The organism is Rufibacter sp. JT3400010, assembly GCF_054956755.1.
The window spans coordinates 88,659-104,365 of sequence record NZ_JBUDXA010000014.1; the positions used below are offsets into that span (position 1 = coordinate 88,659).

7 protein-coding genes are annotated in these 15,707 nt (G+C 46.5%); 1 reads left to right on the forward strand and 6 read right to left on the reverse strand.

Annotated features, from left to right (window positions below):
* Window positions 1–208: 208 nt before the first annotated feature.
* The 4 genes from ACY0JR_RS13880 to ACY0JR_RS13895 are packed head-to-tail and all read right to left on the reverse strand — an operon-like array spanning window position 209 to window position 8,386.
* Window positions 209–2,242, reverse strand: coding sequence for an IPT/TIG domain-containing protein (locus tag ACY0JR_RS13880; RefSeq protein ID WP_462634699.1), 2,034 nt, complete (start codon window positions 2,240–2,242; stop codon window positions 209–211).
* A 45-nt stretch (window positions 2,243–2,287) separates the two neighbouring features.
* Window positions 2,288–3,439 (reverse strand): glycan-binding surface protein, encoded by a 1,152-nt coding sequence (locus ACY0JR_RS13885; RefSeq protein ID WP_462634700.1) that lies wholly within the window; start codon window positions 3,437–3,439, stop codon window positions 2,288–2,290.
* Window positions 3,440–3,473: 34 nt separating this feature from the next.
* On the reverse strand, window positions 3,474–5,159 hold the full coding sequence (locus tag ACY0JR_RS13890) for a RagB/SusD family nutrient uptake outer membrane protein (protein ID WP_462634701.1): 1,686 nt from the start codon (window positions 5,157–5,159) through the stop codon (window positions 3,474–3,476).
* Window positions 5,160–5,176: 17 nt separating this feature from the next.
* On the reverse strand, window positions 5,177–8,386 hold the full coding sequence (locus ACY0JR_RS13895; protein WP_462634702.1) for a SusC/RagA family TonB-linked outer membrane protein: 3,210 nt from the start codon (window positions 8,384–8,386) through the stop codon (window positions 5,177–5,179).
* Between the two features lie 912 nt (window positions 8,387–9,298).
* Between ACY0JR_RS13895 and ACY0JR_RS13900 the strand changes: the two genes are divergently transcribed.
* Window positions 9,299–10,516, forward strand: coding sequence for a glycoside hydrolase family 88 protein (locus tag ACY0JR_RS13900; RefSeq protein WP_462634703.1), 1,218 nt, complete (start codon window positions 9,299–9,301; stop codon window positions 10,514–10,516).
* A gap of 377 nt (window positions 10,517–10,893) precedes the next feature.
* On the opposite strand, the gene ACY0JR_RS13905 is transcribed toward ACY0JR_RS13900, so the two are convergent.
* Together ACY0JR_RS13905 and ACY0JR_RS13910 are read right to left on the reverse strand one after the other, a co-directional pair.
* Window positions 10,894–13,128, reverse strand: a complete 2,235-nt coding sequence (locus ACY0JR_RS13905; protein ID WP_462634704.1) for a glycoside hydrolase family 3 C-terminal domain-containing protein — start codon at window positions 13,126–13,128, stop codon at window positions 10,894–10,896.
* Window positions 13,129–13,200: 72 nt separating this feature from the next.
* Window positions 13,201–15,669 carry a xyloglucanase gene (locus ACY0JR_RS13910; RefSeq protein ID WP_462634705.1) on the reverse strand — a complete coding sequence of 823 codons (2,469 nt, stop codon included), beginning with the start codon at window positions 15,667–15,669 and terminating at the stop codon, window positions 13,201–13,203.
* Window positions 15,670–15,707: the final 38 nt, after the last annotated feature.

Here is a 15,707-nt window from a genome sequence, read left to right on the forward strand (position 1 = left end):
AGAATGAGTATTTACCAAAATTAAATCAACTTATAAGGTGGTGGTTAGCATTATTTTATCAATCAATAAACCTGTCTCACCTTTTCACTACCATTTAACTAAATATTGGAATGCTGGTTAATTCTTAGTTCAGGCTCTTGAGCATTTTCATCAACAAAAAGGGAGAGCCATATGGCTCTCCCTTTTCAAAATCTGAATCAATGTACGATTAACGTAATCCTAAATCATCAATGTAGACGGTATTAGGAGCAGTACCATAGTTTTTGATCATAAACTGTGTAACGTTTGATACATCACCTAATTGGCTGATTGGAATTTCTATCTTCGTCCACTCATCCTTTTTGATATCAAAAGGTGCATCTGGTCCGCTTCCTACTTGTAGCGCCATCCGTGAGTTAGCCGTAGCACCGTACACATAAAGAACTACGTGCGTGAAGCCGGCAAATGGATTTGTGCTGGTAGGGTGTAACTGAAGCGCGCCATAAGCACCAGTGTATGATACTTTGATAGCACTAGCACCCCGGCTCTTTTGCTCTGTATTGGCAAGGTCCTGAACAGAAGTTTCCCATCCATCCCATTTTTGCCAAGCTGAACTCAGACCATTCTCATAGATGTAGGAACTGATGTTAGGCACTGCGCTTCCAATTTGCGCTTGCTTATCAGTAGTTACTTCAAAGTTAGAAGTAGTGATCAATTTGAGCACACCTGATTTTGCGGTGGCGGGCACTACCAATACAATTTGATTATCATTATGCGCTACGAAGGAAGAGACTGTGGCTCCACCGGTAAACACAACCGATTTTACCAGGTTGAGTTCTGTTCCGGTTAAGGTCAGGTAATTACCGGCCACAACAGGCTCTGGCGTCACACTTGATAATGCAGGAAGTACAATACTTATCTGTGCACCAGTTTCTACCACATAGTTTTTATGTGTAGTTACTTTCAAAGCACCTTTTTTCGCATTCATTGGTACTTGCACCACTATACGTGCAGGAGTTTGGCTCACAAATGTGGTCACAACCGTACCTCCCTGAAACTCGATACTTTTCACCAGATCAAGGTTTGTTCCATTGATGGTCAGGTTTTGACCTGGATCTACCGGGTTAGGTGAAAGAGAAGTAATGATAGGTAATGTGATTGTCACCTGCTGGGTAGTGGTTACTACCGCTCCTGAAGCAGAAGTTAATTTCAAAACCCCTTTGGAAGCATTGTTTGGAACTGCTACTACAATTTGGGTAGCAGTTTTACTCACAAACGTGGTAACCTTAGCAGCCCCTACCCCCACAAACTCAATTGCTTGTACAAGATCAAGGTTAGTACCAGTTATGGTTAGGTTCTCGCCATGCAAAACAGAGGCAGGGCTAAGCGCCGTAACCGCTGGCAAGGTCAAGGTTACTTCTTGCGTGGTTGGCACCTCTACCCCAGACATAGCTACTAAGGTAAGCTTACCTTTGGTTGCATTAGCCGGAATTTTGACCACCAATTCTGTGGCAGATTGGCTAACAAAGTTGCTTACAGTAGCTGCTCCTACTCCTGTGAACTTTACTTCTTTCACTAGGTCAAGGTTAGTACCGGTTATAGTTAGGTTAGACCCATTATTCAAAGTTCCAGATGTCAAAGCGGTAACTGCAGGCAAATCAACAATAAGCTCTTCTTCTGTTTCAATGAAACTTGGCTCTGTACCCCCACCCACTATCACTAGTTTACCGGTTTTGGCCGTCATTGGTACTTGTAATACTACCTGGGTCGCAGATTGACTTACAAACTGGTCAACTGTGTCTTGCTCAAACACCACACCTTCTACCCAATTTAACTTGGTTCCTGTGATGGTGATGTTAGTACCAGGTTTTGCTTTGCCGGTAACAGAAGTAATGGTAATAGGCACTTCAAAGCTCAGGTCTGTCTTAGAAACTATATTGTCTCCTCCACTTACCTTTAACGTTACTTTACCTTCCATTGCCTCCTGGGGCACTATTAACCTGATCAACTCAGAGGTATGTTCTATAAACTGAGCTTTTGTAACGGTTGCCCCTTGTAGCTCAATTGACTCAACCTGATTAAGGTTGTGTCCAATGAACCGGATTTCCTCTCCGTGTTTAGCCCCAGTGGGTCCAAAACTTAGCAATTGAACCTGACCACTATTTGGAGAGTTTTCATCATCATCTCCGCAGGAGGTAATAACTCCCATGGAGACTACCAGAAATGCGAGCAGTACTAACTTTATCTTATAGAAGTATTTCATATTCAGCGCGTTCTTGAAGTAAGAATTAAGGTATTTTATTTAGTACTACTTATTTGGTACCACCCGCAAATTATCCATTCCAAACATTGCCTTTACAGGAGATGCGCCACTAAAGTGGAAAGACACCTGATAACCGTTAGGATCATACTTTAGAGTAGTATTACCTTTCATTACATCAGCCCAAGGAATGCTTACTGTTTGCCAATCTCCACTGGTATGGATATTAGGCGTCCAGTTATAATTGATGTTATTTCTTTCAGCACCCATATTTGAACCAATGTACATGTGCAGATTGGCACCTTGTAAGGATTGTAGGGTATTAAGTTCAAACTTCAGGCTGTAATTCCCAGGATTGGCAAATGCATCGGCCGGAATCTTACTGGTTCCTTGCTTGATAGTTCCTCCATCACCTACCCACATTTCATACCAAGCCCAAGCGCCCAAGTCTTTGTTTGATCTCAAGAAATTGCCGCTAATTGTTGGAATCTCAGGATCAGAACTTACAACGAAGTCTTTACCGTGCCACCAACCAGTAAAATCAGAACCTTCAAAGTCAGCAATGATATTTCGGTTGTCTCTGAACCAGAAATCAGATTTAGTTGCGCCAAAGTTTGAAGAAACTGTGATAGGTCCAGGTTGTGCACCTGTTGGCACTCTTACCTCAATCACATCATCTTCTACGGAAACAAGTTCGCCTTCAGCTCCGCCGGTAAATGTAACTTTAAGTGGCGCATAGAAGAAGTTACCTGTGATAGTGGCAACATCACCAGCATTCACATATTCACTTAACATACTAGTAACTTCCGGTTCACTGATATCTACCTGAAAATCATATAATAATTCCTCACTGTTCGCAAAGATCACACGAATTTTATTCGTGATTTCAGTAGGGATTTGAGAAGGAACCCTGGTAATGATAGAAGTATTGGTGATAAAAGTAGGTGATAGAGTTGCTGGCTGATCATTGATCCAAAGCTCACGGGTATTTCCCAAGTTCTCCCCAATGATAGCAATCATGGCACCCTGACCAGCTTTGGTCACAAGAGAATCCGAAGCCTCTGGTCTGGTCACTCTGATGTAACTGATCATGGGTTTACCGCCGTTCGGAAGATCTTCATCTTCCGAACAGGCTGAAAAAATCCCCATTGTCGCTAATGCGGCAAACAGGAATAAAAATGATTTAAATATCGTTTTCATACAATGGCTATTTCTGTCCTTCCAATTAGAATAATTAGTCTTTGAATACATAAGGAACCGGATCCTGGCCTAAACTTGGTGCCTGGCTTTTCTCTGAGGCCGGTATTGGCAGCAGGAAGTTACCAGAGTTTGCAACGGCTCTTCTATCAGCAAACCAAGAGGTTTTCACAAATGTCCAACCCGTTGGGTTTGGCATGCGGTTTGGATGAATCACAAACAATCCGCGGTCCTGGCTATTGATGATATCATAAGCTTTTGTAGGGTTCCAGTAATGCAGGCGAACTAAATCATACCAGGCCATACCCTCCATGGCAAATTCTTTCATGCGCTCTTCAAAGATATCATCCCAGGTAAGGGCACCTTCAAAAGCGGGAAGACCGGCACGCATATGCACTTTGTTGAAATACTCCAAAGCTTTGGCATCAGTCGTTGAAGCACTATTTCCAAGGACAGCTTCTGCATATATCAAATACAGATCAGCCAACCGGAGCATGTAAGTATTGTTAGGATACCGCTGTTGGGCAGCCTGGCCTCCCACATCTACTGCTTTACCAACCACATACTTCTTAATGCTGGCGTAGCTTTGGTCAGCCGCAGCACCCGGATCTGGAAACACTAAATCTTGTTGCGATTCTTTTCCGGCTGCGTCTCTCACCGTTTGCGTAATTTCTGGGTACACGGCCCCCGGGAGCATAAAGGTTGCTTTTAAACGCTGATCCAACGTAAATCCTGGCTTTGCCCCTTCTTCCTGCATTAAACCATCATATTGGCTTAGCATCCACCAGGAAGCACTTATATCACCACCCCAACCATCGCCGTTGGCAATGTCATTGCTGTAAGTGATTTGCGAAACCATGGTGTTTGCAAAGGCATAGTCCGTTGTAAATACCCACTGCAACTCAAACAGGGACTCGTTGTTGTTATCATAAGGATACTGGAACAAACTAGCGTAATTTGGCAACAGAGATTTACCACTCATGGTAATCACGCGATCAGCATATTCTTTCGCTTTGTTCAAGAAATCCTGCTTTCTAGTACCATTGGTAGACTCAACCCCAGCTCTGGTTAAATAAGTTTTTGCCAGCATCCCTTCTGCCGACCACTTAGTTAATCTACCTGGTTGTACAGGAGTAGTCATCAAATTCTTTGAAGCGAATTCGTAATCCCGGGTTATAAACTCCCAAACACTTTCAGTTGTATTTCTTACTAGCCCGGCGTTATTCATTTGCTCCACATTGTTTTCAATGATAGGCACAGGCCCATAGTTTGAAACCAAATGGGTGTAAGCAGTGGCGCGCATGAATCTGGCTTCCGCTATGGCATGGTTTTTCACTTCCTCCGTCACAGCAGCACCAGCATAGGTATTAATGTTTTGGATGGCCATGTTGGCTTGCCCAACTACCACAAAGAAGGCACGGTAGGCCGCACTGTTATCTGCTGAAACCTCGGTGGTATTGAATAACACGTGATCTCTGTCACCCCAGGCCCTGAAAACGGTACCCGCTCTAAAGTCACCTAAAGTAAAGTTTGCCTTATCAATATAATCCTTCCAAACAGCACTATATAAAGCAGATGTGGAGGCTAAAACCTGATCATTTGTTTTATAAAAATTAGCATCCACCAAGGTGTCTAGCGGGGGTCTTTCCAGGAATTCATCAGAACAGCCTGAAAACACGCTCAATGCTGCCAGTGCTCCAATTACAAAATATTTATTTTTCATTTTGTTTTTGTTAATAATTAAAACTCTACTCCAAGGTTAAAGGAATAAATTGGGGTGATAGGATAACGACCGTAATCTACACCAACTGCTGCGTTTTGAGAGGTAGCGTTTGGTCCCACATAAGAGCCAACTTCAGGATCATATCCAGAGTAATTAGTTAAGGTATAAAGGTTCTGTGCGCTCACACCTAACCTCACACTTTTCGCAATTTTTTGTTTACCAATAATGGAGGCAGGTAAGCTATAGTTTAAGGACACGTTCTTCAATCTTATAAAAGAACCGTCTTCAACATATTTGTCTGTGTGACGTTGGAAGTTGTTGTTTTTATTTCCACCAGACATTCTGGCAACAGTAGTACCAGGGTTTTCCAGGTAAGGTCTGCCGTTGGCATCTACCGCTACTCTGGCATAATCAAATGCGCCGGTAAACAAGTTCCGCCCAAGGTTGATATTGTTCGGATTAGTGTTCTCGTTCCGCAGGTAGTTGTACACGTCATTGCCATAGGTTCCTGTGATTAGCACACTTAAATCAAACCCTTTGTAAGACACAGAGTTAGTAAAACCAGCGAACAGTTTTGGCCATGGATTACCAATGAAGGTCTGGTCAGCACCTGTGATGATTCCGTCCCCGTTAATGTCTTTGTATTTCACATCGCCTACCCAGATACTGTTTTCAGCAATTGGGAACTCCTTGCCATTATTATCAGCAGGTAAGGCACTGGCTTCAATTTCTTCTAAGCTCTGGAAAATACCTTCTTCCACGTACCCGTAGTACATCCATGGAGACTCCCCTACTACTGAACGCTGGGTCCAGTTGTTCATCCACCAGTTGATTTTGTCAATCTGGCTGGCAGAAGTGGTAAGGCTGGTAACTTTGGTCTTGAAGTGAGAGATGTTGAAGTTAGAAGACCATTTCAAGTTCCCGTTGTCAATGTTCACTGTGTTCAGGTTGAAGCTCCACCCTTTGTTTTGCAATGAGCCAATGTTTACGGTAGGAGCTGTTATAGCACCGTTACCTACTGTACCCATGTACCAAGGAAGTGAGCTTTCCAGAATTAGGTTGTCAGTCTTTTTGATATAGTAATCAGCTTCTAATTGAATACGGTTTTCAAATAAACCTAAGTTGATACCAAAGTTGTTTGTTTTGGTCTCTTCCCACTGAAAGTTAGGGTTTGGATATCTGTTAGGACGGAAACTGGTTCCCCATTCTGAAGGTCCAGCTTGTAAAGTACCGTAGATAGCACCGCTTCCACCCGCATTACCGGTTAAACCAGTCTCAAAACGAAGTCTTAAATCACTTACAAAGGGTAAGCTGAAGAACGGCTCTTCTGAAATTCTCCAGGCAGCAGATACAGACGGGAAATAACCCCATTTGTTTTCAGGTCCGAAGTTTACTGAACCATCTGCCCGTACGTTCGCCTGCAGGATATAACGATCAGCAAACACATAGTTTATGCGAGCCAGGTAAGACTCTAAAGCCCAATCTCCTTGTCCACCTCTGGTATCATCCTGGGCGGCATCACCCGCATTGATATCAATTACTTCATTGGTCTGGAAACCGCGTCTTTCAGCAAAAAGGTTTTTCCAGGAAGATTCCTGGGCCTCATGGTTGGCCATCAAGTTTAAGCTATGCTTCCCAATCTGCTTTTTATATTCTACCAACTGGTTCCAATACCAGTAAGTGTTCAGGTTATGGCTATTGTTCAGGATGGCCGTCTCATTTCTTTGGTACCCAAACTGGTAGGTAGGCAAAAAGTACGTGGAGTTAGAGAAACCAATGTTGGTATTGAAAGAAGAGCGAATGTCTAAGCCAGGTAACACGTGGAAACCTACGTTTACGCCACCTAAGAATTGTCTTCTGGTCAAATCATTTTGCGTGATGTTAGCAAGTCCGATTGGGTTAGGTGGCGCAAACTGTTCGGCTGAGTTACCGTTGCTGATATTACCTCCCCCATACGTACCATTCAGGTTTCTTACCGGAATATGAGGAGCCAATTGGATTGCCCTGGTAATAACATCTGACTGAGTAGAGTTGATTTTTTCATTGGTTTGGGCAAAGTTCAGGTTTGTACCCACTGTCAACCATTTCTTAGCTTTGGTTTCCAGGTTGATTCTAACAGAAGCCCGGTCAAAACCTGAACCCAAAGCAATACCTTCCTGGTCTAAATATTCGCCAGACAGATAAAACGTTGTTTTTTCACCACCACCACTTAAGCTTACCTGGTGCTTTTGCATGGCAGCGTTCTGGAACAATTCATTCTGCCAGTCTGTACCTTCTCCTAATAGGGAAGGATCCAGGAAGTCTTCCCGTACGGCACCACCTGCAATGGCTTTGTATTCGTTGTCCATCTGCGCGTATTGACGCAGGTCCATCACCGCCAATTTCTTAGGCTGGGTCTGCAAGTTGTATTGGTAGCCGTAACCTACTTTAATCTCACCAGAAACCCCACGCTTGGTAGTAATCAAAACTACCCCGTTGGTAGCTCTGGAACCATACAAAGCAGTTGCGGAAGGCCCTTGCAGGATTTCCATGCTTTCAATATCAGATGGGTTAAGGGTTGCAAGCGGGTTTGAACCAGAAGGTGATGTTGAACCCTGAATCTGAACCCCGTCAATTACATAAAGAGGTTCATTTGAACCATTTATTGTGTTTACCCCTCTAATGTTTACAGAGATACCACCGCCCGGCGCACCCGTGTTCTGGGTTACATAAACACCTGGAGCACGCCCCTGAATAGCCTGCTCAATAGTAGTGTTAACTGTTCTTTCTATTTCTCTTGAACTGATGGTAGTCTGCGCACCGGGTACATCTGTCCGTCTCAGTTCTCCATAACCGGTGACCACTACTTCGTTCAGCGTCTGCGCATCTTCCCGCAGCGTTACATTGATGGTGGTTCTGTCGCCTACCGGCACTTCCTGGGCTATGTAACCAATGAAAGTAACCACCAAAACATCTGTATTGGCGGCTTCCAGAGAGAAGTTACCAGTAGCATCTGTTGAAGCACCGTTGGTAGTACCTTTCACTACCACACTCACCCCTGGCATTCCCGAGTTGTCAGCGGCCGAAATCACCCTACCGGTAATGGTTCTTCTGGCACTCTGTGCCACACCATCAAAGGCCTGGGTGAAGATAGCTACCATTATAGCCAGCATCATCCAGACTGTCTTAGGCCTTAAGACATTATTACTTTTGTGGTAATCTTTGTCTGAGTATAAGTTTTTAATCATAGGGTAATTAGAATTAGGTAGTAAACATATATAGTTAAAAAAAGCAGGCTGCCCAACACAAGCCAAGTGGTATATCTTAAGCGATCTGATAGTGATTCTGATTTACTTAGGGTCTTTTGGCTCCAATCCTGTTCTGGGGGGGGGGGGTAGAACAGGTAACCTCTTCATGCATTTATCTTTATAAAGGGGAAGAATATTGTTTTGCACTTCCTGCCTCTATTTCATCTTATAGAAAGATCTTTTTGAACATAGTTTGTAGCCATACAAAACTAATGAGATTTCATACAAGCATATAATACTTATTTATCAATTATTAGAATGATAACAACTTTTCCCTTGAAAAGGGATGCCAACGATGGCATAAAGGTGTTTAAGTATTATATTTAATGAATTTCAAGTTAACAGAGCACTAATATAGATGTTTTTACAGAATTTACAATCTTTTAAATATATTTTCAGATTTACATAATGAAAATTTTCTAATGAGTTGAACAAACACAAAGTATCTAAAGGGCTATTTTTCCATATATATCAATTTAGTATGTTTATAATCATACTTCTTATGAGCACTATAGTAGTATTTTTTTAACGTGTCTTAATGACATTTACTCAAACAAACATTTGAAGAAAGATTTCACATGCAATAGAATGGTTAGAAAAAGATGGCAAAAGAAAAATACACCGGACGCATCACGCTTATTCAAGGGCGAAACTTGCTTCTTCAGGAAAATTGAAGAATCTGGTTTCTAAGGTTAAAAACTAAAGCTGGTTGATGCCTTTCCTTTTAAATGACCCAATAAAATGACCTTCATAAAATCAACTCTTCGGCAGGAAGGCCATCTGCCTACACTAAAGTATGCTGCCTCATTGTTTTGCTTTAATATTTACTCTCATCTTTCTCACTTTACTAACATGAAACAACTTTGCTGCATAGGCCTTTTCTTTGGGATGATAAGTACGCTCATTAGTTGTAGTCCTGGCCACCAGGTTACGGCTTTCAGACCTCAGGAAACAGGTATATCCGCTGAAAGAATTTCCAGAATTTACCAAGATGCCGCCGCCCAGTATAAACTCCTGGCAAGCAAATTACCCGCCACCAGATTCCCAAAAACGTATCATGCCAAGGAAGACCGACTGGAAACCAGCGGCTCTGACTGGTGGTGCAGCGGCTTCTATCCGGGTACCCTGCTTTACCTGTACCAGGCCACCGGATATAAAGAACTATACACCGAGGCCAATCGCATTATGGAGTACTTGAAGAAAGAGCAATACAACACCTCCACTCACGATTTAGGCTTCATGATGTACTGCAGCTTCGGGCTTTTGAACCAGATGGATCCTCAGCCTGAATACAAGGACATTTTGGTTAACAGCGCCAAGTCGCTTTCCACCCGTTTTAGTCCTACGGTGGGTGCTATTAAATCTTGGGATTCTGCGCCTGATGACTTTCTGGTGATTATTGACAACATGATGAACCTGGAACTTTTGTTCTGGGCAACCCGGGCTACCGGAGACTCCTCCTTTTATAAGACAGCTGTCACCCACGCCAATACCACCCTTCAGCACCACTTCCGGCCAGATTACAGCACGTACCATGTGCTGAACTATAATCCTGCCACAGGCAACATAAAACAGAAGAAAACCGCCCAAGGCTACGCCGATGCATCTGCCTGGGCCCGAGGTCAAGCCTGGGGACTTTACGGTTATACCGTCATGTACCGCGAAACCAAAGACCCTATGTACCTGACACAGGCCATCCATATGGCAGACTTTATGCTCAACCACCCCAATCTGCCCGAAGACAAAATACCATACTGGGATTTCAATGCCCCCAACATTCCAAATGCCCTTCGGGACGCCTCTGCCGGAGCCATCAATGCGGCCGCGTTGCTGGAATTGTGCCGTTACGCTCCTGCCAATGCTGCCAAGGAATATTTCAACGTGGCCGAAACCATTCTACAGAACCTGTCCACCGACACGTACCTAGCCGCTCCCGGCACTAATGATGGTTTTCTGCTGAAGCATGGCGTGGGCCATCATCCGGCAGGCACCGAAGTGGACGTGCCCCTCACCTATGGGGACTATTATTATATAGAAGCTTTGCGTCGATATCAGGAGTTAAGTAAGTAGGTGCTTTTAAGTACCTCGTGTTTTTGATTCGTTTTCGGATAAACAGGCAAAAACCTTATATCTACCTTGTCATCCTGAAAGGATCTTGTGGGCGTACTAGAAAAGCTTTTAGTAAGCGTCATTACCGTTCGCCCACAAGATCTTTCCAAGATGACAAGGTAGGAGAAGAAGGGAGTAACTTTATAGTAACTTTATAAAGAGAGCATATACTATAAACTTAGAGCAAAGAGGATTCTAAGCCCGAAATTACCAGATACCGGAGAACCAGATTTCAACCCACCTCCTCTTTTCAAGCTCTTTTCCAAGAAGCAGCCCTAAAACAGAAAGAGCCGCAGTCTACAAGACCACGGCTCTTTCATTAACAAGCTAATAGCAAATTACAACGTAATCTCTCCCGCTGCTCTAATATCTTTAGAAGAGGAACCTGCCAGAATCTGGAACTTGCCGGGCTCCAGCACCCATTGCTTTTTGCCTTCATCATAGAACTGGAAAGCATCTTTGTGCAACGTAACCGACACTGTTTTGCTTTCGCCGGGTTGCAGGAACACCTTCTGGAAGGCCTTTAATTCTTTCTCTGGACGTTTTACGGAAGCTTGCTCGTCTTTCACGTAAACCTGCACCACTTCACCACCAGCCACTGAGCCGGTGTTCTTTACTTGCAGACGTACCTGCACCGCATCGCCTTGGCGATTTACCTCCAGATTGCTGTAACCGAAACTGGTGTAAGACAACCCGTGCCCGAAACTGAAAAGTGGCTCTACTTTATAGGTGTCAAAGTAGCGGTAACCCACAAAGATGTCTTCCTTGTATTCAACATTCAGGGTGTCTTTGTCACCTGGGTATTGCCCAAGCGCATGCGCGGGGGAGTCTTGAAGTCTTTTAGGGAATGACACAGGTAGTTTGCCTGAGGGGTTAGTTTCCCCGAAGAGAACTTTGGCCAATGCCGTGCCGCCTTCCATACCGGGGTACCACGCTTGCACTACGGCTTTGGTTTGGTTCACCCACTGGGTCATGTCTATGGGGCCACCGCCAATGAGCACCACTACGGTATTAGGGTTCGCTTTCAACACGGCAGTAAGCAGTTGGTCCTGGGCGAAAGGCATCTTCAGGCTAGGCTTGTCGGCTCCTTCTGCGTCAAAGGCACCTCCGTTCCAGTCGTCTGAGAAACCGTGCGTCCAGCCACCTACGAAGATCACGCGCTCAGCGCTCTTTGCTGCCTGTACGGCTTCATCAATTAATTTCTGGTTTGCCTTTTGGGCTCTCGTTACCTCAAACCCTGGCGCGAACGTCACCTTCACGCCGGAGCCTACCATTTTTTGAATGCCCTGCAGCGGGGTTATCTCATACGGAGCGCGCACCTGCGACGAGCCGCCGCCCATACCCTGCTTGCGGGTAGCATTAGCTCCAATTACAGCAATGGATTTTACGCCTGTTTTCTGGAAAGGAAGCAGATTTCCGTCGTTCTTCAGGAGCACAATAGATTCCTCGGCTACTTTGCGGGCAGTTTCCTGATGGGCTTTGGTGCTTAGGACACCCGGTGTACGTTTGCCGCCAATCATGTTGGTGTGATACATGACCCGCAGGATGCGCCGCACTTTCTCGTCAATGAGCGCCTCTTTCACCTGGCCACTTTTCACCAGCGTAATCACCGTGTCACCTAGCAGAAACTTGTTGTAGTTGATATTTGGCATTTGTAATAAATCGGTGCCCATTTCAATATCGGTACCGTTGTGGATGGCTTCCATGGTATTCAGGACGGCTCCCCAGTCACTGACTACCAAACCCTTAAAACCCCACTCCCCTTTCAGTATATCATTGATGAGGTATTGGTTATGGGTGCTGTACTGCCCTCTGAATTTGTTATAAGCCCCCATGATGGTTAAGGCACCACCCTCGGTGATGGCGGCTTTGAAAGCGGGCAGATAAATCTCGCGCAACGCCCGTTCGCTCATTTCCACGTTCACTTTGGCGCGTTTGATTTCCTGGTTGTTACCGGCGTAGTGCTTCACACTGGCGGCCACCCCTTGGTCCTGCACACCTTTTATATAACCAACGGCCATACGTGCGGCCAGATACGGATCTTCGCTCAGGTACTCGAAATTACGGCCGTTCAAAGGCGTGCGCATGATATTGACACCGGGACCCAAAATCACATCTTTGCCCCGAGCTTTGGCCTCGCTGCCTAACACTTCCCCGAAGGCATACCCTAGCTCGGGATTCCAGGTAGCGGCTAAGCCCACGCCGGTAGGCAAATAGGTAGAAGAATCGTTGCCGGCATTGTCCAGCGACCAGTCGCGGCCATGTTCGGGGCGCACCCCGTGCGGACCGTCTGACATGACCATCTCGGGAATACCCAAGCGCGGAACTCCACCCGATGAAAAGGAGGAAACTCCGTGAATCATGTTCACTTTCTCCTCCAATGTCATTTTACTGATTAACTCGTTTATCTGGGCCTCATGGGTCATGTCAATGCCATTGCCCTCCTGGGTTGCAGAAGTGTTGGCAGTGGTGTTAGAATTCTGCTGCACCTTTTCTGACGTGGAGCAGGCCGTAGCCATTACCACCAGAACCAAACTGGAAAACCGTTTGAGGTGGGATAGTTTGTAAGTCATTTTTTGAAAATTGGGTAAAAAATAGAATGGAATCGGTCGGGGCCGATGAGTCATTTATGGTTTCTTCTGGGCTTATTTCTTTACAACCTTGATGGTGCTCACGCGGTCTTGGTAAGTAGCTTTGAGGACGTACAAACCGGGTGCTAAAGCCTCACCTACCGTAGCATGACCTTGACTGCTTCCTTTTTCCACCAAAGCACCCGTCACCGTTCTGATTTCATAGGTGAAGGCATGCGGAGCCTGAATGCGCAACTCATTGGGGAAGGGGTTGGGACCGTACTTCAGTTCTAAAGTCCGTTCACCGGCTATGCCACTAATTACCCCAGGGGCATTGCCGTAGAGAATGCCGCGCCCGGCGGTGGCCACGTACACCCGCCCGTACACCCGTGGGTCACCGGTAATGTCATTAATGCCGCCAAACTGGTGCTGGTCATCCGTAATTCTCACCCAGGTGGCACCTTCATCATCTGAGCGGAAGAAACCCAACTGGTTACTCACCTTCCCCACTATGTACACCGCCGGATATGTGTTGCCGTCTTTCGCTTTCCCGAACCCTACTTTGGTGGCTTCCTGCACGTTGGTGAGCTTGGTAAAAGAACCCGCCGAATTGGTGGAGTGGTACAACCCGGAGGCAGGGTTGGTAAGCCATACATCGCCTTCCACCCCGTAGGTGGGGTACACCGTGGCGAAGGTCAATAGCCAACTGGGTACTGCGGGCAACCCAGTGGCACCTGTGGCAAAAGAAGTACCGCCATTGCTGCTTACCAGTACCCGCCCAGCCTCGGCATCATACAAGTAGAACTTACGGGCGTTCACCCGGTCTGCCATGGGTTTCAGCCCAGCCTTAGAAATACCCGAAGCAGCAGCCCAACTGGCACCTCGGTTGGTGGAATAATACACCGATGATACTCCGGCAGGAGCCCAAACCAATGTATTTCCGTCAGCCGCAACTGCAATGGTTCCGCCCCCGTTGGTACCGGCCGGGGCCGAAGGGAAGGAAGTCCAGGAAGTACCACCATCTGTAGAGTAAGCGCCATATTTCCCATCGGGATTGTTGTGGCCACGCACTATAAAGGTGGGTTGATTGGCGGCATAGTCAATCCAGGTATTGGAGCCGTACCGCGGATTCAATCTTCCGGCCGCCGGAGAGACATCTAAATTGTCATGCCGAAAACCGTCTATGTCACCAATGGCACTCACCAAAGGAGCTCCGGCAGGCGGACTGATGAGCTTTAAGGGTACCGTTTCCTCCAGGCCTTTGTTCTGGAACGTCCAGGTGACGGGGCGGTTCTGGTCGGCTTCCCGCAGGTTAGTGGTCTGGTACACGCCGTAGCCCGTCACAAACCAGGCCGTGTTCGCATCAAAAGGGTCAATCTCAATGTCTCCCAACCAGTGCGGACTAGAGGCTGCCGCGTAAGGAGCCGAGGAATGGTCGCGGGTAGCGTTTCCTAAAACTGGTTTCCAGGTAGATCCGCCGTCTACGCTGCGGTAGGTTTCATCATTGGGCCACCAGCGGTTGAGGGTAGACACTATTAAGGTGTTGGGGTTCTGGGCGTCTAAGCTAAGGCCTGCAAAACCACCTTGCCCGGCGGGTAAGGTCAATTCGGTCCAGGTGCTTGTGGCGGGATTGAATTTACGAACGGCTCCGGCAGTGGCACCATTGGGGCCCGGGCTGTTGGCATACGTCACGTAGAGCGTACCATCAGCGGCAAGCTCAGCGTGGTGCGGCATGTAGTTCGTGCTTTGGCCGGGCACTGCTTCCCACGTGGAACCGCTGTTGGTGCTCCGGTACAGATTGGTACTGCCAGACTGCAATACACCTATATATATGGTTGGGGTGGCCAAGCCGGTAGTTCCGCTGCGTTTGTCAAACAAGACGAACCCTATGCCGCCGCTTCCAATGGTAGATTGGTTTACAGGGAAGTTGTTTACCTTATTCCAGGTGCTGCCGGAATTCGTACTTCGCCAAAGGCCATCGGCTGAGGTTCCTAAATACAAGGTGCTGCCCAAGTTTGGGTCTACCTGCAAGCGCTCGCCTGTAGAACGTCCGTCTTCGTTTCCGCCCAGGCGGATGGTGAGGTTCGTTCGGCTCCACGTAGTCCCGCGGTCTGAAGAGGAAAGCACGGCCCCCATTCCTGCCCAAGTTTGGGAGTATAGCCCGGTGGCCAGATACACCTTGTCTGGATTGGACGGGTCAAGGGCCACGCTCAGGACGCCCATCTGGTTTTCATCAGCGCGGGTTAAATGATCTAATAGCGGAAGCCAAACTTTGTTAGTGCCATCCCACCGGAAAGCACCGCCCACATCGGTACGGGCGTACAACAGGTTTCTTTCCGTTAGATGATAAATTAAACCCGTTACAAAACCGCCGCCATTTATCTGCACGCTCTTCCACTGGTAAGGCTCTGCCGTTTGAGCTTGCAATTGGGAAACGTTCAGGCCACTCAACAGCAGCAACAAACCGCCTACCAGGTTGCTCTTACGGCTGATAAATCTTTTAAAAAGGGTACTACCTACTTTTAGAGTAAAGCGTTTTTTCATATTATTCTTTTTAAGGATGAACCACTTTTGCGTTGCTG

What these genes read in the sequence shown, in the direction of transcription:
- ACY0JR_RS13880 (WP_462634699.1), bottom strand. Translation starts at nt 2,242, where the DNA reads ATGAAATACTTCTATAAGATAAAGTTAGTACTGCTCGCATTTCTGGTA.
- ACY0JR_RS13885 (WP_462634700.1), bottom strand. Translation starts at nt 3,439, where the DNA reads ATGAAAACGATATTTAAATCATTTTTATTCCTGTTTGCCGCATTAGCG.
- ACY0JR_RS13890 (WP_462634701.1), bottom strand. Translation starts at nt 5,159, where the DNA reads ATGAAAAATAAATATTTTGTAATTGGAGCACTGGCAGCATTGAGCGTG.
- ACY0JR_RS13895 (WP_462634702.1), bottom strand. Translation starts at nt 8,386, where the DNA reads ATGATTAAAAACTTATACTCAGACAAAGATTACCACAAAAGTAATAAT.
- ACY0JR_RS13900 (WP_462634703.1), top strand. Translation starts at nt 9,299, where the DNA reads ATGAAACAACTTTGCTGCATAGGCCTTTTCTTTGGGATGATAAGTACG.
- ACY0JR_RS13905 (WP_462634704.1), bottom strand. Translation starts at nt 13,128, where the DNA reads ATGACTTACAAACTATCCCACCTCAAACGGTTTTCCAGTTTGGTTCTG.
- ACY0JR_RS13910 (WP_462634705.1), bottom strand. Translation starts at nt 15,669, where the DNA reads ATGAAAAAACGCTTTACTCTAAAAGTAGGTAGTACCCTTTTTAAAAGA.